The organism is Pedococcus sp. P2_E4, from assembly GCF_056403935.1.
This window is the reverse complement of record NZ_JBFUEO010000050.1, coordinates 1-20,433: the sequence shown is the minus strand read 5'-3', so window position 1 is coordinate 20,433 and position 20,433 is coordinate 1. Positions and strand designations below refer to the sequence as shown.

The window sequence follows — 20,433 nt, the reverse complement described above, 5'->3', positions numbered from 1 at the left end:
CGGCGCGCACGCCTCGGCCCGCGCCGGGTCGCTCGCCGCCACCACGGCCGCGCTCCTGGCCGCGACGGCCGCCACGATGGCGGCCGCCGTGGGCCAGAAGGCGCACTGCGTCCAGAAGGGCTGGACCGGGTCCGACCAGTTCTGGCACGCCTGCTTCTCGGACCTGCCCGCCCAGTACCAGCTCGGTCACCTCGACTCAGGCCTGTCGGCGTATGTCGGGGGCACCGGTGTGACGGCGGACCACCCGGTGATCACGGGGTCCGTCATGGCGCTGGTGGGCGGGCTCGTGCCCGGCGGGTCGTTCCTGGCGCAGACCCGGTGGTACTTCGCCTTGTGGGCGCTGCTCGCGACGGCCTTCGCGCTCGCCGTCGTCTGGTTCACGGCCTCCTCCCGGCCACGGCACGCCCACGCGGCGGCGCAGGTGGCCCTCAGCCCGGTGCTGCTGCTGGCCGGCCTCGTCTCGGTCGACCTGCTCGGCGTCGTCCTGGCTGCGGCGGGCCTGTGGGCCTGGGGGCGGCGACGACCCGTGCAGGCAGGCGTCCTGCTCGGCCTGGGCGTGATGGCGCGGACCTATCCGCTCCTGCTGTTGTTCGCCCTGGTGCTCCTCGGTGTCCGCACCGGACGCCTGGTCGCCGTGCGGCGGGTCCTCGCGGCGGCCGCTGCCACCGTGGCCGTCGTGCTGGTGCCCTTCCTCGTCGGCAACCCGTCGGCGATCCTGCGCTCGACCCTGGTCTGGTGGGACTCGCCCGCCGGCCTCGGGTCGCCGTGGATGCTGCCGCAGCTGGTCGGCCTGTCGCCGCTGCCGCCCGGCGGGGCCACGGCGCTGGCCGTGGCCGGTCTGGTCGTCACCGYCGTGGCGGGCGCGCTCTTCACGCTCTCGACCTGGCGCCGGCCGACGCTCGGCGAGGTGGCCCTGGTCCTCGTGGCCCTCGCCCTCGTCACGGGCAAGGCGTTCCCGGTGCAGGCGTCCCTGTGGCTGGTGCCGCTCGCCGCCCTGTGCGGGGTGCGCTGGCGCGACTCGCTCGTCTGGGCCGGCGCCGAGGCCCTGCACTTCGTGGGCGTCTGGCTGTACGTCGCCGGGTTGTCGACCCCCGACCGCGGGCTGCCCGCGGGCTGGTACGCGCTCTTCCTCACCCTGCGCGTCGCGGCCGTCGGCTACCTGGTCTGGCGGGTCTGGAGCACGGCCGCGGCCCGCCCCGAGCACACCCCGGCCGAGGAACCCCTCGACGCCGACACCGACACCGCCGCCGACACCGATGTCGACCCGGACTCGGACGCCGTCGTCGACGAGCTGGCGGGCGACTTCACCGACGCCACCGACCAGCTGCTGGTCCGTTTCGGCTGACCCCGGCCCGGCGGCCCCGGCGGCTGTGGACAACGATTCGGAGATTGTCGGCGCGGGCCGGTATCCTATTCAGGTTCCCCCGGGGCAGTCGCTGCGGGGGATCGCACTGCAACCCTCCTGTCACGGAGAGACCGTGACCGCACAGACCAAAGGAGGCGGGTTACCAGCATGCGTCAGTACGAACTCATGGTCATCCTCGACCCCGAGCTCGACGACCGGACCGTCGCGCCGTCGCTCGACAAGTTCCTCACCGTCGTCACCAAGGACAAGGGCACCGTCGACAACGTCGACATCTGGGGCCGTCGTCGGCTCGCCTTCGACATCAAGAAGAAGTCCGAGGGCATCTACGCCGTCGTCAACTTCACCGCAGAGCCGGCCACGGCCAAGGAGCTGGACCGTCAGCTCGGCCTCAACGAGTCGGTCATGCGTACCAAGCTCCTGCGCCCCGGCGCCTGAGCTGCACCGACCTGACCTGCACCACCACCTGATCCACCCGACCCACACCTGACACGACAGGGGACACGCTCCATGGCTGGCGACACCGTCATCACCGTCATCGGCAACATCACCGGCGACCCCGAGCTGCGCTTCACCCCCTCGGGTGCTGCCGTCGCGAACTTCACCGTGGCCTCGACGCCGCGACAGTTCGACCGACAGTCCAACGAGTGGAAGGACGGCGAGACGCTGTTCATGCGCTGCTCGGTGTGGCGTGACGCGGCAGAGAACGTCGCCGAGTCGCTGCAGCGCGGCACCCGGGTCATCGTGTCCGGCCGCCTGAAGTCTCGCTCGTACGAGACCAAGGAGGGCGAGAAGCGCACCGTCGTGGAGATGGAGGTCGACGAGGTCGGCCCCTCGCTGCGCTACGCGACCGCCAAGGTCAACAAGACCCAGCGGGGCAACGCCGGAGGCTTCTCCGGTGGCGGCCAGGGTGGCCAGGGCGGTTCCGGTGGCGGCTACGGCGGCCAGCAGGAAGACCCCTGGGCGACCGGTCCGGCCGGTGGCCAGGCGGCCCCTGCGGCCGGCCAGGGTGGAGCCCAGCAGGGTGGCGGTTGGGGCGGCGGAGCGCCGTCCTACGACGAGCCCCCCTTCTGATCGACGCAGGTCCAGATCACTCCGGTATGCCGGGTGGCCCCCTCCGCGCGATGAGCGCGGGTGGTGAGCACACGGCATACCCACCGAAAAGAGCAAGAACACCATCCCTGGGAGACCAGGGCTCATCCTGAACAGAAGGAGAGCACCACGATGGCCAAGCCCGTTGTGCGCAAGCCCAAGAAGAAGGCCAACCCGCTGAAGGCGGCGAAGGTCGAGAACATCGACTACAAGGACACTGCGCTGCTGCGCAAGTTCATCTCCGACCGCGGCAAGATCCGCGCTCGGCGGGTGACCGGTGTGTCCGTCCAGGAGCAGCGACTCATCGCCACCGCGGTCAAGAACGCCCGCGAGATGGCGCTGCTGCCCTACTCCAGCTCGTCCCGCTGACGCCGGACCTACGGAAGGAACTGACAATGAAGGTCATTCTGACCCACGAGGTCTCCAGCCTCGGCAACCCCGGTGACGTCGTCGACGTCAAGGACGGCTACGCCCGCAACTTCCTGTTCCGCCGTGGCCTGGCCACCGCGTGGACCAAGGGCGGGCAGAAGCAGGTCGACTCGATCGCCAAGGGCCGTGAGGTCCGCGCGATCAACTCCCTCGAGGAGGCCAAGTCGATCAAGGGCAACCTCGAGAACAAGGCCGTCAAGGTCGTCGCCCACGCGGGCGGCTCGGGTCGCCTGTTCGGCGCCGTGTCGACCACGGACATCGCCGCTGCCGTCAAGGCTGCCGGTGGCCCCGAGCTCGACCGCCGCAAGATCGAGATCACCACGCCGATCAAGTCGACCGGCACCCACGAGGCCCTGGTCCGCCTGCACCCCGACGTGCAGGCCAAGGTCACCCTCCACGTCGTCGCCGGCTGACCGCAGCCACGGCACAGCAAAGGCCCGTCACCCCGCTGGGGTGACGGGCCTTCGCGTCGGGGTCAGCTGCCGTAGAGCGCGCGCACGCCGGTGGCGTCGCTGGCCTGGAACTGCAGGTTGGCCGACCCGCCGTTGCACTGCGGGTAGTGCATGATCGACGAGCTGTCGTACGGCGTCAGGGGACGCCAGTTGTTGTCCTCGAAGCAGGTCCCGGCCTCGGGACGGGTGTGCTCGTGGCGGAAGCCCAGCGTGTGGCCCAGCTCGTGGCCGAGGATGTTGGCCGGGGTCCACGAGCCCGAGGTCCAGATCGAGTCGTCGACGAGGACGTTGCGGGAACGCTTGGCGGTGCTCGGGAAGAACGCCCGGGCGATGTACTGCGTGGTCGAGACCGGCTCGACCGAGAACAGGATCGCGTTGTTGCGGGTGTTGCAGTTGGCGTCCTGCGCGGGAACGTAGACGAAGTTGACCTTGGTGCTGGCGGACTCCCACAGGCCGGAGCCGCCGTTCATGGCGTTGATGATGTCGCCCTTGCGCGCACCGAACTTGTCGCTGACGCAGTAGGTCAGGTTGAGGGCCTGCGAGGCGCTCCATTTGTCGTCGACGCCGTTGACGGTGTTGACGATGAGGGAGTCCGGGTCGGTCTTGGCCTCGGACATCATGCGGTCGTAGAACTGCCGCAGCCCGCCCCTGCTGCCCTCGACCTCGTCACCGTTGACGACGTACTGCCCGTCGATGTCCTGGTAGGCGCCGTCGGCGAACTCCTGGAACGTCGGGACCTCGCTGGAGGATCCGGTCGTGCCGGTGGGCGCGGCGGCGACGACTCCTGCGGTGACGAACGACAGGGCCGCGACTCCTGAGGCGGCGAGGGCGATGCGAAGTGATGTGCGCTTCATGGGTTTCCCTTCGTGGCGGAGCCGGGGGTTTCCCGCTCCGGGACGTCCCGTCCGGAGGCGGGGTGTCGCCACCCTAGGAAGCGTTGCGGTCACCATCGCTGTGGTGGACGTCCGCGAATGGTGGGGATTCGGCAGGAGTTGGTCAGGAGTCGGACAAGTTGGTCAAAGTTCGTCGATGGGGCGCATCGGGACGGACCATCAGCGTTCGTCGACCATGACCTCGATGCTGTAGCTGGCCGCCCGGTAGCAGTGGTCGCCGTACTCGACCGGCTTGCCGAGGGCGTCGAAGGCGCTGCGGGTCATGGTGAGGACCGGCTCGTTGCCCCGGATCCGCAGCTGGCGGCGTTCGGTCGCCGTCGCGGGCCGGGCGCCGATGCACTGGTGGGCCACCACCGGGCGGACGGCCCGGTCGCGCAGGATCTCGTAGAGCCCTCGCTGCTCGAGCTCCTCGCGTCCGATGTCGGCGAGGTGCGGTGGCAACCAGTTGCGCAGGACCGCCAAGGGGGCGTCGCCGGACCAGCGGAGCCGGACGATCGAGAGCAGCTCGGTGTCGGCCGGCAGGTCGAGCGCTGCGGCGACGACCTCGTCCCGGACGACCTCGTGGCCGAGCACGGTCGTCCGCGGCCGGGCGCCCGCGCGGTCGAGGTCGTCGTAGAGGCTGGTGAGCTCCGCGCGGCGGTGGACCTTGCGGGTGGCGACCGTCGTGCCCAGCCCCCGCCGACGCAGGAGCAGGCCCTGGGCCACGAGCTCCTGGATCGCCCGGCGGACCGTCGGGCGGGACAGGCCCAGCCGTTCGCCCAGGCCCACCTCGTTCTCGAACGCGTCCCCCGGCTGGAGCTGGCCGCTGGCGATCGCGGCGCCGAGCTGCTCGGCGAGCTGGTGGTACAGCGGCACCGGCGAGGACCGGTCGATGCGGAGGTCCAGCTGCTGCGCCATACCGGCGAATCGTAGTGGCTTCCCGCACAGGTGGATAGCACATGAGAATGTAAGGACAAATAGTTGACAGCCGATCGGCCCACCGTCACGCTGAGTCGCAGCACCGGCACGACGCGCACCCGCGGGCCTCGGTCGCCACGTCAGCACGCCCAGCACCACAGGACAAGGAGCAGCGATGCGCATCGGGCTCGTCGGAGTCGGCCGGATCGGGGCCTTCCACGCCCAGACCCTCCAGGGGCTCGACTTCGTGGACGAACTGGTCCTCACGGACGCGGACACCACGGTCGCCAGGGAGGTCGCGGCCCAGCTGGACGTCGGGTTCGCCGAGGACCCGGCGGCCCTGCTGGCGTCGGGGGTCGACGGCCTCGTCATCGCGGCGGCCACACCGGCGCACGCCACCCTGCTGCGCCAGGGGCTGGAGGCCGGGGTCCCCACCTTCTGCGAGAAGCCGGTGGCGTCCACGCTGACCGAGACGCTCGAGCTGGCCAAGCTGGCGGCGAGCTCGGACACCCCCGTGCACATCGGCTTCCAGCGCCGCTTCGACCGCGGCTACCGGCGCCTCGCGGAGGCGGTCCGCGGTGGCGAGCTGGGCTTCGTCCACACCATCCGCGCGGCGACGCACGACGCGTCCCCGCCGCACGCGGCATACATCCCCGGCAGTGGCGGGATCTTCCGGGACTGCAACGTGCACGACTTCGACATCGTCCGGTTCGTGACGGGAGGGGAGGTCGTGTCCGCCTACGCGACCGGCGCCAACAAGGGCGCACCGTTCTTCGCCGAAGCCGGCGACGTCGACACCGCCGCCGCGGTCCTCACCCTCGACGACGACACGCTGGTCCTCGTGTCCTCGACCCGCTACAACGGCGGCGGCCACGACGTCCGCATGGAGGCGCACGGCAGCGCCGGTGCGATGGCGGTCGGCCTCGACGACTCGCTGGCGATGCGGTCGGCCGAGCCCGGCGCGCAGTTCCCGCCCGGCCCGCCGCACCAGTCCTTCATGGACCGGTTCCTGCCCGCGTACCGTGCCGAGCTGACCGCGTTCGCCGAGGTGGCGGCCGGACGGAGGCCGAGCCCGTGCACCGTCGAGGACGCCCTCCAGGCGTTCCGGACCGCCGAGGCGTGTGAGCTGTCCCGCCGCGAGGGGCGCGTCGTGCGCCTGGAGGAGATCGAGACCCTGTGAACCTCACCATCCCGCCGCTCGACGACCGCGTCGCCGGTGCCCCGATCTCGTGGGGCGTCTGCGAGGTCCCCGGCTGGGGCTGGCAGTACGACCCGGCGACCGTCCTCACCCAGATGGGCGAGGTCGGCCTGGCCGCCACGGAGTTCGGCCCCGACGACTTCCTGCCGGCAGACCCCGCCGAGAAGGCAGCGGTGCTCGCCGAGCACGGACTGCTGGCGGTCGGACAGTTCGTCCCCGTCGTGCTGCACGACCCCGGTCACGACCCGCTCCCGGAGGTGGAGCTGGCCATGGACGGGCTTGTCGCCGCGAGTGCGTCCACGCTCGTGCTGGCCGCCGCGACCGGGTCCGACGGCTACGACACGCGTCCCGAGCTCGACGACGGGGGCTGGGCGACGCTGCTCGCCAACCTCGACGTGCTGGCCGACGCCGCGGCCGCCCGCGGTCTCACCGCGACGCTGCACCCCCATGTCGGCACCATGGTCGAGACGGGTGACGAGACCGACCGGGTGCTCGCCGGCAGCCGCGTCGGGCTGTGCCTCGACACGGGTCACCTGCTGATCGGTGGCGGGGACCCGGTCCGGGTGGCCCGCGAGCACCCCCAGCGCGTCAAGCACGTCCACCTCAAGGACGTCCGCCTCGACTGGGCCCAGCGGGTCCGGTCGGGCGAGGTCACCTACACCGAGGCCGTGGCGGGTGGGCTGTACGTCCCCCTCGGTGAGGGAGACGTGGACGTCGCCGCCATCGTCAACTCGCTCGAGGACAGCGGGTATGCCGGGTGGTACGTCCTCGAGCAGGACACCATCCTCGACGCCGAGCCCACTGACGAGGGTCCGGTCGAGGACGTGCGCACCAGCCTGTACCTGCTGCTCGGCATCGCCGCGCAGCGATCGGGTGTGGGGATCTGATGGTGGGCAGCGAGGGTGAGCCCGTGGGCGACGCCCCCACTGGCGCCGCGGCCGCCCCGGGTGACGGCACGGCATACGACGTCGTGGCGATGGGCAGGATCAGCGCCGACATCTACCCGCTCCAGAGCGGGGTCGGCCTGGAGGACGTGCAGACCTTCCAGAAGTTCCTCGGCGGGAGCGCCACGAACGTCGCCGTCGCAGCGGCCCGGCACGGCCACGCCGTCGCCCTCATCACCCGGACCGGCCGCGACGCCTTCGGCCGGTACGTGCGCCGGGAGTCGCAGCGGCTCGGGGTCGACCCGCGGTTCATCACCGAGGTCGACGGACCCCCGACCCCCGTGACGTTCTGCGAGATCTTCCCGCCGGACGACTTCCCGCTGTACTTCTACCGCTATCCGACGGCCCCGGACCTGCTGATCGAGCCCGACGAGCTGCCGGAGCAGGCCATCGCGCAGGCCGGCGTCTTCTGGGCGACCGTCACCGGGCTCTCCCAGGAGCCGAGCCGCAGCGCGCACTGGCGGGCCTGGCAGGTCCGTGGCCGACGGCGCCACACCGTGCTCGACCTCGACTACCGACCGATGTTCTGGCCGGAGCCCGAGGCGGCCAGCGCCCAGGTCGGCCGGGCCCTGGAGCAGGTCACCGTCGCGGTCGGCAACCGCGAGGAGTGCGAGGTCGCGGTGGGCGAGACCGACCCCCACCGCGCCGCGGACGCCCTCCTCGAGCGAGGGGTCGAGCTGGCCGTCGTCAAACAGGGTCCCCGGGGCGTGCTCGCCGTCACGCGGGACGAGCGCGTCGAGGTGCCACCGTTCCCGGTCGAGGTCGTCAACGGGCTCGGTGCCGGAGATGCGTTCGGCGGCGCCCTGTGCCACGGGCTGCTCAGCGGCTGGGACCTGCGCCGCGTGGTGGAGTTCGCGAACGTCGCCGGGGCCATCGTGGCCTCGCGGCTCGAGTGCTCGACCGCGATGCCCACCTCCGCCGAGGTGGAGTCGCGCCTCGGCGCCACGCGCACCTCCGGGGCGGCGCGATGACCTCCGCTGTCGTGACGGTGGCCGACCTCACCGAGATCAGGGTGCGCGAGCCCCACCGCATCGCGGCGGCCTGGCAGGCGCGACGGCGCCGCGGGCTCGTCGGCGAGGACGGCCGGCTGCTCGTGGTCGCGGCCGACCACCCCGCCCGAGGGGCGCTCGGGGTGCGTGGCGACTCGGGCGCCATGGCGAGTCGCGGCGAGCTGCTCGACCGCCTCGTGACTGCGCTGTCCCGTCCGGGCGTCGACGGTGTGCTGGGCACCCCGGACGTGCTCGAGGACCTGCTGCTGCTCGGCGCCCTGGAGGGCAAGGTCGCGATCGGGTCGATGAACCGCGGCGGGCTGCAGGGTGCGTGCTTCGAGCTCGACGACCGCTTCACCGCCTACACGGCCGCGCAGATCGCCCGGGACGGGCTCGAGGGCGGCAAGATGCTCACCCGGGTGGCCCTCGACGACCCTGGCACCGCGCCGACCCTCGAGGCGAGTGCGCAGGCCGTCGGCGAGCTCGCCGAGCGCGGGCTCATGGCGATGGTCGAGCCGTTCCTGTCCGAGCGCCGGGACGGGCGGGTGGTCAACCTGCTCGACCCCGAGTCGACGATCCGGTCGATCCACATCGCCGCCGGGCTCGGCGCGACCAGCGCCCACACCTGGCTCAAGCTGCCCGTGGTCGACGAGCTCRAACGAGTCATGGAGGCGACGACCCTGCCCACCCTCCTGCTCGGTGGTGATCCCCAGGGCGACGCCGCCGACACGTATGCCGCGTGGGGCCGAGCGCTCGAGCTGCCCGCAGTGCGCGGGCTGGTCGTCGGCAGGGCGCTGCTCTACCCACCCGACGGGGACGTCGCGGCCGCGGTGGACGTCGCCGCCGGGCTGGTCCACGGGGCCCAGGTGGTGGCGTGAGCGACCAGGGGCGCTGGGTGCTGCCCCTGGGGGCCGGTGCAGGCGGTGGCTGGGACGTCGTGGTCGACGACTCCCGCGACGGCTGGGTCCACACCGGCCTGCGGGTCGGGTCCCTCGCCGACGGGCAGAGCCGCACCCTCGAGCTGGGCGCGCAGGAGGGCGTGGTGGTGCCCCTCGCGGGGGCGCTCAGCGTCCACTGCGTCGACGACACGGGCGGTGAGCAGGAGGTGCAGCTGGCCGGTCGGGCCTCGGTGTTCGCCGGGCCCACCGACGTCGCGTACCTGCCTCGCGGGTCGCGGGTCACCCTGACGGGGGACGGACCTGCCCGGGTCGCCGTCGCCCTCGCTGCCGCGTCGAAGCGCGAGGACGCCCTGCCGTTCCGTCACCTCGGCGCCGGCGAGGTGCCGGTCGAGCTGCGAGGAGCCGGGCAGGCCAGCCGCGAGGTGCGCAACTTCGGGACGCCCGGCGTCCTCGACGCGGACTCGCTCATTGCCTGCGAGGTCATCACGCCGGCAGGCAACTGGAGCTCGTACCCGCCGCACAAGCACGACGAGGAGCGCGACGGCGTCGAGACCGAGCTCGAGGAGATCTACTACTTCGAGGTGCAGGTCGAGGCAGGCGCGCCCACCGCCGACACCGTGGATCCCGTGGGCTACCAACGGGTCTACGGCACGGACGATCGCCCCATCGACGTCCTGGCCGAGGTCCGCACCGGAGACGTGGTCCTCGTGCCGCACGGCTGGCACGGCCCCTCGATGGCCGCCCCCGGCTATGACCTCTACTACCTCAACGTGATGGCCGGTCCGGGTCGGGAGCGGGCCTGGCTGATCTGCGACGACCCGGCCCATGCCTGGGTCCGCGAGACCTGGACCTCGCAGTCACTCGACCCCCGACTCCCATCTGGAGGCAGCTGATGTCGCAGCAACCCGAGTCGTCCGCCGAGTTGTCCACGGTCCGGCTGACCGTCGCCCAGGCCGTCGTGCGGTTCCTGGCGAACCAGTGGACCGAGCGCGACGGCGAGCGACAGAAGCTCTTCGCCGGGTGCTTCGGGATCTTCGGCCACGGCAACGTCGCGGGCCTCGGCCAGGCGCTGCTCCAGAACGAGCTGGCGGACAGCCGGGGTGGTCACGAGGAGCACCTCCCCTATGTGCTGGCCCGCAACGAGCAGGCCATGGTGCACACCAGCGTCGCCTTCGCCCGGCAGAAGGACCGCCTCCAGACGTGGGCGTGCACGGCGTCGGTCGGGCCGGGGTCCACCAACATGCTCACCGGCGCCGCGCTCGCCACGATCAACCGGATCCCGGTGCTGCTGCTGCCCTCGGGCACCTTCGCCACCCGCGTCGCGACCCCGGTGCTCCAGGAGCTCGAGGTGCCGTATGCCGCGGACGTCACCGTCAACGACGCCTTCCGCCCGCTGTCGCGGTTCTTCGACCGGGTGACCCGGCCGGAGCAGCTCCCCTCCGCGCTGCTGGGGGCGATGCGGGTGCTCACGGACCCGGTCGAGACGGGCGCCGTGACCATCGCCCTGCCGCAGGACGTGCAGGCCGAGGCCTTCGACTGGCCGCTCGACCTGTTCGCACCGCGGGTCTGGCGGGTCGCGCGGCCGCTGCCCGAGGCGGTCGACATCGAGGACGCCGCTGCCATCGTGCGGGCCGCGAAGCGGCCCCTGGTCGTCGCCGGCGGCGGCGTGCACTACTCGGGGGCCGAGGAGGCGCTGCGCGCGCTCTGCGAGCAGACCGGCATACCGGTGGGGGAGAGCCAGGCGGGCAAGGGGTCCCTGCCGCACGGGCACCCGCAGGCGATGGGGGCGATCGGCTCCACGGGCACCACCGCCGCGAACGCGCTCGCCAGCGAGGCCGACGTCGTCATCGGCGTGGGGACGCGCTGGTCGGACTTCACCACCGCGTCACGAACCGCGTTCCAGGACAAGGGTGTTCGCTTCGTCAACCTCAACATCGCCCGCTTCGACGCGGGCAAGCACGCGGGTCTGTCGGTGGTCGCCGACGCCCGCGAGGCCCTCACCGCCCTCGCCGCGGCCCTCGAGGGGTATGCCGTGGAGCCCGCCTACCGCGAGCGGCAGGCGGACCTCTGGGCACAGTGGGATGCGGTCGTCGAGGCAGCCTTCAACCCTCCGCCCGAGGTCAGCGCCGCGCTCGCCGACGGTGTGCTCACCCAGTCCGAGGTGCTCGGTGTGGTCAACGAGCTGAGCGACCTGCGCGACGTCGTCCTCTGCGCGGCGGGGTCCATGCCCGGCGATCTGCACAAGCTGTGGCGGGTCCGGGACCGCAAGGGCTACCACGTCGAGTACGGCTACTCCTGCATGGGCTACGAGGTGCCCGCGTCGATCGGCATCCGGCTCGCGGACGACAGCCGTGACGTCTTCGCCATGGTCGGGGACGGCGGCTACCTCATGATGCCGACCGAGCTCGTCACGGCCGTCCAGGAGCGGGTCAAGGTGATCGTGGTGCTCGTGCAGAACCACGGGTTCGGCTCGATCGGCGCCCTCTCGCAGTCGCTCGGGTCGCAGCGGTTCGGCACCAGCTACCGCTACCGCGACTCGTCCAGCGGCAGGCTCGACGGCGAACGGCTGCCGGTCGACCTCGCCGCCAACGCGCGCAGCCTCGGGGCCCACGTCATCGAGGTGCACTCGCGTGACGAGCTCGAGCAGGGCGTCCGGGAGGCCAAGGCGTGGCCTGCCGACGCCGGCCCGGTCGTCATCCACGTCGAGACCGACCCCACGGTGTCTGCCCCCGACAGCCAGGCGTGGTGGGACGTGCCGGTCAGCGAGGTCTCGGAGCTCGACAGCACCCGGTCGGCGCGCGAGGACTACGTGGAGCACAAGACACGCCAGCGCACATTCGTGACACCGCCGCGGCCACCGGCGTCACCGGGGAGTACGGCTTGACCTGTGGTCCGCCCGGGTCAAGCCCTTAGGTCCGGAGCGCCTCGACCGGCTCGACCCGCGATGCCTGCCACGCAGGGTAGATGCCTGCCAGAAGTCCTGTCGCCAGCCCTGAGAGCCCGCCCAGAGCCATGATGGAGGGGTTCAGGACGGGCACCCAGCCGCGGTGCAGGGCCGTGCCCAGGATGACGGCCAAGCCGGACAGCAGTCCTCCCACCCCTCCGAGCGCGCCCAGTACGGCTGCCTCGGTGAGGACTTGTGCAGCGATGTGGCGGGGTCGTGCGCCGAGAGCCCGTCTGAGTCCGAACTCGCCTCTGCGCTGCATGACGGCGACCATGCCCGAGTTGGCAATGCCGAGCAGGCCCAGCAGCAACGACACGGCTCCGAGCACGTAGAACACGGTGCCCAGATCGCCTTGGACCTGTTGTCGGAACTCGGCCGGAGAGGGCGGGACCTCAGTCGTGAGTCGACCGGGATCCGTGGGAAGGAGCTCGAGCGGCGCCACCTCGGCGACCGCCCGAGCCGCACCCGTTCGAACCTTGATCGTGACCTCGTGGGGGAGAGTCGTGGCGCCGGGGCCTGACACGACCCTGCTCAATGACAGGGCCGTTCCTGGTGTCACGAGCGCCGCCGACAGGAGTTCGGGGCGCCGGGGTGCGCTGGTCAGGACGCCGATCACCGTGAGGCGCTGACCTGCGAGATGGACGCTTCGACCCGTCCAGAGCGGATCGAACCCGAGACCAGCGGCAGCGCCGCTGCCCAGCACGACCACCGGCTCGTCGCTGGTCAGGTGGAACTCGCCCAGCGGGACCCCAGCCCCCATGACCCCACCGACGGCCTCGATGGTCTCCGGGGTCACGGCCTGGACGGTCAGCCGCACGGGTGGGTGGGTGGGATCGGTGCGCGCCAGGAGACTGGCGGCGAGCTCGTGCGGCAGGGCCCATGACTCGCCGGCTGCCTCCACACCGGGTGTGCGGCGCAGGGCAGCCAGTCGATCCGCACCGAAGGGCGGCAGGTGGGCGTCAGGCCGGGAGTCACGGACGACCAGCGTGGTGGCCTCGAGCGCGTCGAAGCGAGCAGTCACCTGGGCAGCGGCCGTCTGGGACAGTCCGACCGTGCAGATCACGGTGGCGACGCCCAAGACGGTCCCGAGCGTCGTCAGGACCGCCCGGCTCGGCTTTGCGAAGATGCTGAGAGAGACCTCGTCGAGCAGATCCCCCCACGTCAGCCTGGACACTGCGTCACGGAGGTGAGCCGCACCGGGTCGCCTGGACGGCGTGCGCCACCTAGGCCGGCGCACTGTGGAACTCCTCGCGTACCTGCCCATCGCGGACGCGGACCGTGCGCGGCATGCTGCGCGCCACCGACGCATCGTGGGTGACCACCACGAGCGTGAGGCCCTCGTGGTTGAGCGACCTCAGGAGCTGCATGATCCCGTCTGCCGTGGCTGAGTCGAGGTTGCCAGTCGGCTCGTCGCACAGGAGCACGGCCGGCCGGCCCGCGATGGCCCAAGCAATGGCCACCCGTTGGCGCTCACCCCCGCTGAGGGTGCGCGGACGCGAGCCGGCGCGATGGTCCAACCCCACCCGGTGGACAGCGTCTGCCGCTCGCGCCCGGCGTTCCTTCGGCCCCCTGCGCCCATAGAGCATGCCGAGCTCCACGTTGCCCACGACGTCGCGGTCGTCCAGGAGATGGAACGACTGGAAGACGAAGCCGAAGGTGTGCGCTCGCAGGGCGGTTCTCGCCGTCTCCGACAGTCCGCCGGTGTCGACACCGCCGATGCGGTAGTCGCCCTGCGACGGGCGGTCCAAGAGGCCGAGGATGTTGAGCAGGGTCGACTTGCCCGAGCCAGAGGGGCCGACGACGGACACGGCCTCACCGTCACCGATGCCGAGGGTGACACCGGTGAGCGCGTGCACGGGTACGTCGCCCGGGTAGGTCTTCCTGAGCTCGACGAGCTCCAGGGCTGCCGTGGGCACCACGCCGCGCGTCACAGGCTCGCGCGTCGGGGCCGGTGACCGAGGACGACCAGGGTCCCGGCCACGAGCCGGCGATCCGTGGACGAGATCTCGACCAGGCCTTGTCCGGACATCCCGGCAGCCACCTCGACCTGGTCCTCGGTGCCGTCACCGGAGAGCACCACGACGACCGTCTTTCCGGCGCTGGTCGTCGAGACGGCGCTCACCGGGACAGCCAACACCTCATCCTCGGTCTTCCTGATCGTGATCGAGACCTGGAACGCACCCGACATCGACGCGGGGATGGGCTGGGACCCCCGGAAGGTCACGGCCACGTTGGAGGTGGCCTCCGTCGTGGCCAGTCCGTTCTCGCTGTCCTTGACCTGTGGAGCGTCGGCGGCGGCGCCTCCGGAGAGGGTGGGCAGGCGGGTGGTGACGACCGGGAACTCCTTGCCCGAGGCCTGATCCGTCGCCACGCCGGTCAGCCCGGGGACGAGGGCCGTGGTCAGCGAGGGGTCCACCGCCCCGGTCAGCACCGGCGTTCCGGTCCGCAGGGTGAGGATCGTGTCGCCGGCTGAGACCACCTGCCCAACGCCGGCGCGGACCTCGGCGACGGTGGGTGCGGCTCCGGTCACGAACACCGCCTCACCTCGCGGCAGGTACGTGGTGGCGATGACCTGTCCGGCGGCGTCATCCGGCGATGCAGGGGCGTCACCGTTGATGGTGGGGGCGTCGAACCCCGCCCGCGTGTAGAGCCGGGCGACAGCGGCGGTCGTCGCGCGGCCGAAGGTTCCTCGTCTGTCGCTGCTCGTCGTCAGGCCGAGCTCGTCGAGGGCGGCGCGCAGCTGGCTCACGTCGGGTCCCCTCATCCCCTCCTTCAGGTCCCGGTAGGCAGGGAGGCTGCCGTGCAGAACGAGGATCGGCCGGCCGGACACCATCGCCAGCGGACGACCCAGGACCACTGCCTGGCCGGCGCGCAGGGGCAGACCCGTCACCACCAGAGACGCATCGTCACGAGCAGGTGCTGCCACCGGGAGGTCGCCGCGCTGCAGGGACGCCCCGAACGAGACCTCCTGCCTGACGACCGTTCGCTCGACTTTGATCGTCACGGGTCCGATGTCAGGGGCAGCTGCCGACGCCGCTGCCTGCCGTGGGTTGGAGATCCGGGCGCCCAGAAGGAAGCACACGACACAGGCGCCGGCGAGTGCGACCACGAGCGCGATCAGCCTGAATCGGGGTCTCGTGCCGGTCGCGGCGGTCGAGGCGGCAGGTCCGGGGGGACTCACGAGCCGCCCAGGATCGAGTTCGCCTTGCTGATGGCCTCGGAACGCATCCTGACGTAGCCCAGAATCGTCGCGTTCGCCTTCTGTTGGGCAGCCTCCGCAACCTCCTTCTCAGACTTGCCCAGTGCCTTGTCGTAGCCCGAGGACACGGTGCACTCGGCGTCGGCGGTCGCGATCGTGAGCTCGACCTTGCGGGCGTTCCCGGGTCTGGACTCGTACTCGCGCGCGACGCGAGCGAACGCGTCGCCTTGCTGCTGGAAGCTGTTCCAGCCCCTTGATCCCATGCAGTCTCGCCAGCCCTGGAGGGCGCTGGCGACGGCTGGGTCGGCCAGGGCTTCTCGGTGAAGCTGGCCGCTGAGATTCGTCGCGATCTGGCGAACCGTGTACCACTCCCGGATGTCGCCGAACAGGACCTGCTGGGTCTGGGCGTAGCAGCCATCTCGTCCGAACGAGAGCTTCCCCTGCTCTGGACCCAGGTCGATGGTCTCGGTGGCTGCTGCCGGGGACCCGTAGAGGGCTTCCTCGGTCTCCGTGTCGAGCGTCGTTCCCGACTCTGGACCCAGGTGCTTGCCTCGGATGGCCTCGACGGCTCGGGCGTCGAAGCCATAGCCGTTCTGCTTGGCCCACGCGGGGTTCGCGAACGCGCTTCGCGGGGTGGAGACGGCCTGGTCCTGCAAACCCGAGGCAGCCTGCTGCTCCTCCCACGACGGAAACGTGAAGTCCAGCCCTCTCCTGGACATGCAGGAGCGGACGAGGCGTCTCTGCGCCTCCCAGAGCGTGCGCTCATCCGACTGCGAAAGGACCGGAACGAGTGATTCGATGGGAGAAACCTCGGCATGGGGCGCCGGTTCCGACACCTGAGCCGTCGGCCCGCAACCCGTCAGGACTGTCACCACACCGGCGACGACGATGCCTACACCGCGGCGTAGCAACCGTTGCCGGACTTCCACTTGTTCGATCGGCCGTTGTTGGCATTCCTGCCGCTGGTGCCCGTCAAGGTCGTGCCCGGGTAGAGGCACACCTCGACCCAACCCGCGAAACCCACGTTGGCATAGACGCCGACGCTGTTTCCGGCGGACGAGTGGTTGACCCACGACTCGTCGTTGTCCCACACGGCGAACGTGGCTCCGTTGCCGTCGTAGCGCCAGGCGTAGTTGGTCTGCGAGAACTTGCTGCCGCCGGGTACGGCAGCCAGCGTGAAGTTCTGGCCCTGCCAGACGCAGAGGCTGCCGGACGTGCATCCATGCCAGTCGACCGCGCTCGCCCCTTGCGCAGTGGCGACACCCATGGTCATCGCGAGAACCGCCACCCCGGCGGCACGTCGAGCTCTCATCGTGATTCCTCCCCGGCTCAACCGAAAGGGCCCGCCCCTGCGGACCCGGGCACACTGTGGACGGGCCGCAGGACGACCTGCAAGCGAGATGCGCGGACCAGTCCGGCGCGATGCTGATCCGCCGCCACCCGTCCACGCACGCGCTCGTGCTCGCGGAGGCCGTAACCACGACAAGGGAACTTTTACCAAATCTTTGACTTGTGCTCCTCCGCGTCGCCTGACGCTTGCTGGCGCAACTGCGGTCGATGGCAGGGCGATTCGCGCGCGCAGGGACAACCGGTCCGGGCATGGGACACAATCGCGGCATGACGACGCGTGTGGCCGTGGCCGCGACCGGGCCCGCCTCGGCAGAGGCAGCACTCGCGGCGACGGCCGCCGGGGGCAACGCCGTGGACGCCGCGATCGCGGCCATGGTGGCGGCCATGACCACCGAGCCGGGCATTGTCTCGGTGCTCGGGGGAGCGTTCGTCACCGTCTGGCCGGCCGGTGGCGAGCCCGAGACGATCGACGGCAACGTCGAGATGCCCGGGCGGGGACTGCCGGTCGAGCGGCTGGGCACCGGACTGCGTGAGATCACCACGAGCTACGGCGGGGGGCTCACCCTGTATGCCGGTCACGGCAGCGTCGCGACGCCCGGCGCCTTCGCGGCGCTCGGCGTCGCCCACGACCGGCACGGGCGCGCACCGTGGCGTGAGGTGCTCGCGCCCAGCGTCCACGCCGCGCGCGAGGGCTACCGCATCGGTGGCGCGGCGGCCAGCTACCTGGCGATCACCGGTGACTCGGTCTTCGCGTGGGACCCGCACACCCCACCCCTGATCCGGCGCGCCGACGGCTCGCCCCTCCAGCCCGGCGACACGGCCACCAACCCCGACCTCGCGACGACCCTCGAGCAGATCTGCGAGGAGGGCGCCCGGTCGTTGTACACCGGCGACCTCGCCGCGCGGATCGCCGCCGACAGCGAGGCCCGCGGTGGGCTGGTCACGTCCGCCGACCTCGCGGCATACCGGGCGGTCGTGCGCCAGCCCGTGCGGGTGCGGCTGGGTGACTGGGACCTGGCCACGAACCCCCCTCCGTCGGTGGGCGGGCCGATGCTCGCGGTCATGGTCCGCGAGCTGGCCAAGACCCGGTCGGCCGACTGGGCGCGGGTGGTCGAGGTGCAGCGCGCGGTCCTGCGCTACCGGTTGGGGGTGCACGACCTGTCGCTGGACCTCGAGGAGGACGGCTACGCGCTGCTCGAGCGCGTCGAGCGGTACGGCCTGGCGGGTCTGCCGACGTCGTCGTCGACCGCGCACGTCTCGGTGGTGGACTCCGACGGCACCCTGTGTGCGATCACGGCCTCGAGCGGCTACGGGTCGGGGGCAACCGTGCCGGGGACGGGCATGTTGCTCAACAACTGCCTCGGCGAGCCCGAGCTCAACCGCCACGGGCTGCACGCCCTGCCCTCGGGCACCCGGCTGGCCTCGAACATGGCGCCGTCCGTGGCCCGCAACGACGACGGGTCGGGCCTGGCCATCGGCAGTCCCGGGGCCGACCGCATCACGACAGCGCTCATGCAGGTGCTGCACCGGCACTGCGTCCAGGGACTGCCCCTGCAGGACGCCATAGACGCCGCGCGCGTCCACGTGCGCTTCCTCGACGACGGCTCGGCCCGGGTCGACCACGAGGACGAGCCCGGCATCGTCGAGGCGGCGGAGTCGCTCGGCCTGCCGACCTACTCGCACGGGCAGCGGTCGATGTTCTTCGGTGGCGTGGGAGCGGCTGCCCTGCGGGCAGACGGGTCGTTGCAGGCGGCCGGGGACGCCCGGCGCGAGGCGGCGACGCGCGTCACCTGAGCTGGCTCACGACCTCGGGAAGCTCAGCGGGCCGCGCCCGTGACCGCCCACGCGTCTCCGCGGATCCGCCACCAGAAGAAGCACGCGCGGATCGCCATGAACGCGGTGAACACCACCCACAGCACGGATACGGCCCAAGGCGCCCCGCGGCCGAGCAGGGCGTCGCCGGCCGAGTGCACCCACAGCGCGAGCGGCAGGTAGAGCGCGAGCGTCGCCGCCATCGCGCCGGCGAGCCATCGGCCGTCTCCCGCTCCGATGAGGACTCCGTCGACGACGAAGACGTAGCCGGCGAGCGGTTGCCCGATCGCGACCACCACGAGCGCTGCCGCGAGCGCCGAGCGCACCGCGGGGTCGGTCGTGAACAGCGCGGGCAGGACGCGGTGCAGGGCGAGCACGACCAGGCCCAGGACCGCCCCGCCCCAGATCCCCCAGCGGACCATCGTCGTGGTGGCCGTCCGGGCGGCCGTGACGTCGCCCGCGCCCAGGGCCTTGCCGGTCAGTGCCTGAGCGGCGATGGCCAGCGCGTCGAGCGCGAACGCGAGGAAGCTCCACACGGTCGCCGCGACCTGGTGGGAGGCCAGTGGGACGTCGCCGAGCCCCGCGGCGACCCAGGTGGTGACGAGCAGGATCGCCCGCAGCGCCAAAGTGCGGACGAGCAGCGGTATGCCGGTGACGGCGGCCCGCAGCACCCGCACCGGGTGCGCGTGCAGGGTTGCCCCGGTCGCCCGGGCGTGCCGCACCATCACGGTGACGAGCGCGGCCGCCATACTGGTCTGGGCGATGACCGTCCCCCAGGCGGAGCCCGCGATGCCCCACCCGAAGCCGTAGACGAACACGAGGTTGAGCACGACGTTCGCCGAGAAGCCCGAGACCGACGCGACGAGGGGCGTGCGGGTGTCCTGGAGMCCGCGCAGCACCCCCGTCGCGGCCAGCGCCACGAGCATCGCGGGGATGCCGAGGGCGGAGACGCGCAGGTAGGTGACGGCGTACCCGATGGCGTCGGGGGAGGCGCCGAAGAGGCGACACAGCGGCTCGGCCGCGAGGGCCACGCCGACCGACGTGACCGCACCGAGGCCGACGGCCAGCCAGGTGCCGTCGATGCCGGCCTCGAGGGCCCCACGTTCGCTGCCCGCGCCGATCTGGCGCGCCACGATCGACGTGGTGCCGTAGGCGAGGAAGACGAAGATGTTGGCCGCCGTGATCAAGGTGGCGCTCGCGACGCCGAGACCGGCGAGCTGGGGCGTGCCGAGGTGGCCGATGATCGCCGAGTCGGCCAGCAGGAACAGCGGCTCCGCGACGAGCGCGAGGAACGCGGGGACGGCCAGCCGCAGGATCTGCCGGCTCTGGGCCGGGTCGCGGGGCCTCGTGGTCACCGCGCCACGGTAGCCGGGGCTCGCGCCGGGTCGGTCAGGGTGTCCAGCGGGACCGGACCGTGGTGACGAACTCCTCGAAGTCCGCGGCCATGTCGACCTCGTCGGACCGCATGAGCCACTGCAGCTGCAGACCGTCCATGAGCGCGACCGCCTGACGGGCGAGGCTCTCGGCGGGGATCCCGTCCCTGGCCGTGCCGTCCTCGACCGCGTCACGCAACGCCGCGGCCAGCGTCTCGACGGCGCTGGCGTGGTGCTCGCCGAGCCAGGCGTGGCCGGGATGGTCGGGGTCGACGGCCTCACCCGCGAGGCTGGTGAACAGCCGGACCAGCGCCTCGCGCTCGCTGTTGATCCGCACGAGGGTGGTCATGTCCTCCCACACCTCCCATCCGCGCGGCGCGTGGTCGCGGGCCGTCGCGAACATCGCCAGGTCTCGCAGGTCGCGCTGGTGCAGCACCTCGGCCAGGAGGTCGTCCTTGCTGGGGAAGTGGTGCAGCAGCCCGGTCTGCGACAGCCCTGACGCCTCGGCGACGGCGGTCATCGGGGTCGCGTGGAAGCCCCGGTCGGCGAACAGCTCGGACGCCGCGGCGAGGATGCGTTCGCGGGTCGCGGCCGTGGCC

Annotated in this window: 21 protein-coding genes; 12 read left to right on the top strand and 9 right to left on the bottom strand. The window is 71.8% G+C overall.

Features of this window, described 5'->3' with window-relative positions; translation table 11 throughout:
* The 5 genes from AC1DV7_RS16500 to rplI form a co-directional block, all read left to right on the top strand.
* A partial coding sequence (locus AC1DV7_RS16500; protein WP_477598387.1) for a glycosyltransferase 87 family protein occupies positions 1-1,345 on the top strand: 1,345 nt, incomplete at its 5' end.
* A gap of 168 nt (positions 1,346-1,513) precedes the next feature.
* Positions 1,514-1,801, top strand: coding sequence for a 30S ribosomal protein S6 (rpsF, locus tag AC1DV7_RS16495; protein WP_477598385.1), 288 nt, complete (start codon positions 1,514-1,516; stop codon positions 1,799-1,801).
* Positions 1,802-1,873: 72 nt separating this feature from the next.
* On the top strand, positions 1,874-2,437 hold the full coding sequence (locus AC1DV7_RS16490; protein WP_477598383.1) for a single-stranded DNA-binding protein: 564 nt from the start codon (positions 1,874-1,876) through the stop codon (positions 2,435-2,437).
* Positions 2,438-2,587: 150 nt separating this feature from the next.
* Positions 2,588-2,824, top strand: coding sequence for a 30S ribosomal protein S18 (rpsR, locus tag AC1DV7_RS16485; RefSeq protein ID WP_056884210.1), 237 nt, complete (start codon positions 2,588-2,590; stop codon positions 2,822-2,824).
* Positions 2,825-2,850: 26 nt separating this feature from the next.
* Positions 2,851-3,297, top strand: a complete 447-nt coding sequence (gene rplI, locus AC1DV7_RS16480; RefSeq protein WP_477598381.1) for a 50S ribosomal protein L9 — start codon at positions 2,851-2,853, stop codon at positions 3,295-3,297.
* A 62-nt stretch (positions 3,298-3,359) separates the two neighbouring features.
* Here the strand turns inward: rplI and AC1DV7_RS16475 are convergent, their stop codons facing one another.
* Both AC1DV7_RS16475 and AC1DV7_RS16470 read right to left on the bottom strand, forming a co-directional pair.
* Complete coding sequence (locus AC1DV7_RS16475; protein WP_477598379.1) at positions 3,360-4,190, bottom strand: M57 family metalloprotease; 831 nt, start codon at positions 4,188-4,190, stop codon at positions 3,360-3,362.
* Positions 4,191-4,388: 198 nt separating this feature from the next.
* Positions 4,389-5,126 (bottom strand): GntR family transcriptional regulator, encoded by a 738-nt coding sequence (locus tag AC1DV7_RS16470; RefSeq protein ID WP_477598378.1) that lies wholly within the window; start codon positions 5,124-5,126, stop codon positions 4,389-4,391.
* A 175-nt stretch (positions 5,127-5,301) separates the two neighbouring features.
* Here AC1DV7_RS16470 and AC1DV7_RS16465 point away from each other — a divergent pair, with 175 nt between their 5' ends.
* From AC1DV7_RS16465 to iolD, 6 genes are read left to right on the top strand one after another with little or no spacing between them, the layout of a single operon-like run.
* Positions 5,302-6,306: a Gfo/Idh/MocA family protein gene (locus AC1DV7_RS16465; protein ID WP_477598376.1), complete on the top strand. Its 1,005-nt coding sequence runs from the start codon at positions 5,302-5,304 to the stop codon at positions 6,304-6,306.
* Positions 6,303-7,211, top strand: a complete 909-nt coding sequence (locus AC1DV7_RS16460; protein WP_477598374.1) for a TIM barrel protein — start codon at positions 6,303-6,305, stop codon at positions 7,209-7,211. The genes AC1DV7_RS16465 and AC1DV7_RS16460 overlap by 4 nt, the downstream gene beginning before the upstream one ends.
* 23 nt (positions 7,212-7,234) lie before the next feature.
* Complete coding sequence (gene iolC, locus AC1DV7_RS16455; protein WP_477598372.1) at positions 7,235-8,239, top strand: 5-dehydro-2-deoxygluconokinase; 1,005 nt, start codon at positions 7,235-7,237, stop codon at positions 8,237-8,239.
* Positions 8,236-9,135, top strand: a complete 900-nt coding sequence (locus AC1DV7_RS16450) for a Cgl0159 family (beta/alpha)8-fold protein (protein ID WP_477598371.1) — start codon at positions 8,236-8,238, stop codon at positions 9,133-9,135. The genes iolC and AC1DV7_RS16450 overlap by 4 nt, the downstream gene beginning before the upstream one ends.
* Positions 9,132-10,049 (top strand): 5-deoxy-glucuronate isomerase, encoded by a 918-nt coding sequence (gene iolB / locus AC1DV7_RS16445; protein WP_477598369.1) that lies wholly within the window; start codon positions 9,132-9,134, stop codon positions 10,047-10,049. The genes AC1DV7_RS16450 and iolB overlap by 4 nt, the downstream gene beginning before the upstream one ends.
* Positions 10,049-12,040, top strand: a complete 1,992-nt coding sequence (gene iolD, locus AC1DV7_RS16440) for a 3D-(3,5/4)-trihydroxycyclohexane-1,2-dione acylhydrolase (decyclizing) (protein WP_477598368.1) — start codon at positions 10,049-10,051, stop codon at positions 12,038-12,040. The genes iolB and iolD overlap by 1 nt, the downstream gene beginning before the upstream one ends.
* Positions 12,041-12,065: 25 nt before the next feature.
* Here the strand turns inward: iolD and AC1DV7_RS16435 are convergent, their stop codons facing one another.
* The 5 genes from AC1DV7_RS16435 to AC1DV7_RS16415 all read right to left on the bottom strand — a co-directional run bounded on the left by AC1DV7_RS16435 (position 12,066) and on the right by AC1DV7_RS16415 (position 16,611).
* Positions 12,066-13,274, bottom strand: a complete 1,209-nt coding sequence (locus tag AC1DV7_RS16435) for an ABC transporter permease (RefSeq protein ID WP_477598366.1) — start codon at positions 13,272-13,274, stop codon at positions 12,066-12,068.
* Positions 13,275-13,323: 49 nt separating this feature from the next.
* Positions 13,324-14,016 (bottom strand): ABC transporter ATP-binding protein, encoded by a 693-nt coding sequence (locus tag AC1DV7_RS16430; protein ID WP_477598364.1) that lies wholly within the window; start codon positions 14,014-14,016, stop codon positions 13,324-13,326.
* An 11-nt stretch (positions 14,017-14,027) separates the two neighbouring features.
* Positions 14,028-15,104: an efflux RND transporter periplasmic adaptor subunit gene (locus AC1DV7_RS16425; protein WP_477598363.1), complete on the bottom strand. Its 1,077-nt coding sequence runs from the start codon at positions 15,102-15,104 to the stop codon at positions 14,028-14,030.
* A gap of 173 nt (positions 15,105-15,277) precedes the next feature.
* The gene (locus AC1DV7_RS16420; protein ID WP_477598361.1) at positions 15,278-16,018 is read right to left on the bottom strand and encodes a hypothetical protein; all 741 of its coding nucleotides are present in this window, start codon (positions 16,016-16,018) and stop codon (positions 15,278-15,280) included.
* Between the two features lie 173 nt (positions 16,019-16,191).
* Positions 16,192-16,611 carry a hypothetical protein gene (locus tag AC1DV7_RS16415; protein WP_477598360.1) on the bottom strand — a complete coding sequence of 140 codons (420 nt, stop codon included), beginning with the start codon at positions 16,609-16,611 and terminating at the stop codon, positions 16,192-16,194.
* 305 nt (positions 16,612-16,916) lie between these two features.
* On the opposite strand from AC1DV7_RS16415, the gene AC1DV7_RS16410 reads away from it, so the two are divergent.
* A complete protein-coding gene (locus tag AC1DV7_RS16410) occupies positions 16,917-18,443 on the top strand; it encodes a gamma-glutamyltransferase (RefSeq protein WP_477598359.1) in 1,527 nt (508 codons plus the stop codon).
* A gap of 23 nt (positions 18,444-18,466) precedes the next feature.
* On the opposite strand, the gene AC1DV7_RS16405 is transcribed toward AC1DV7_RS16410, so the two are convergent.
* Both AC1DV7_RS16405 and AC1DV7_RS16400 read right to left on the bottom strand, forming a co-directional pair.
* Positions 18,467-19,816 (bottom strand): MATE family efflux transporter, encoded by a 1,350-nt coding sequence (locus AC1DV7_RS16405; RefSeq protein ID WP_477598357.1) that lies wholly within the window; start codon positions 19,814-19,816, stop codon positions 18,467-18,469.
* Positions 19,817-19,850: 34 nt separating this feature from the next.
* On the bottom strand, positions 19,851-20,433 hold a 583-nt coding region (locus tag AC1DV7_RS16400; protein WP_477598356.1), incomplete at its 5' end, for a TetR/AcrR family transcriptional regulator.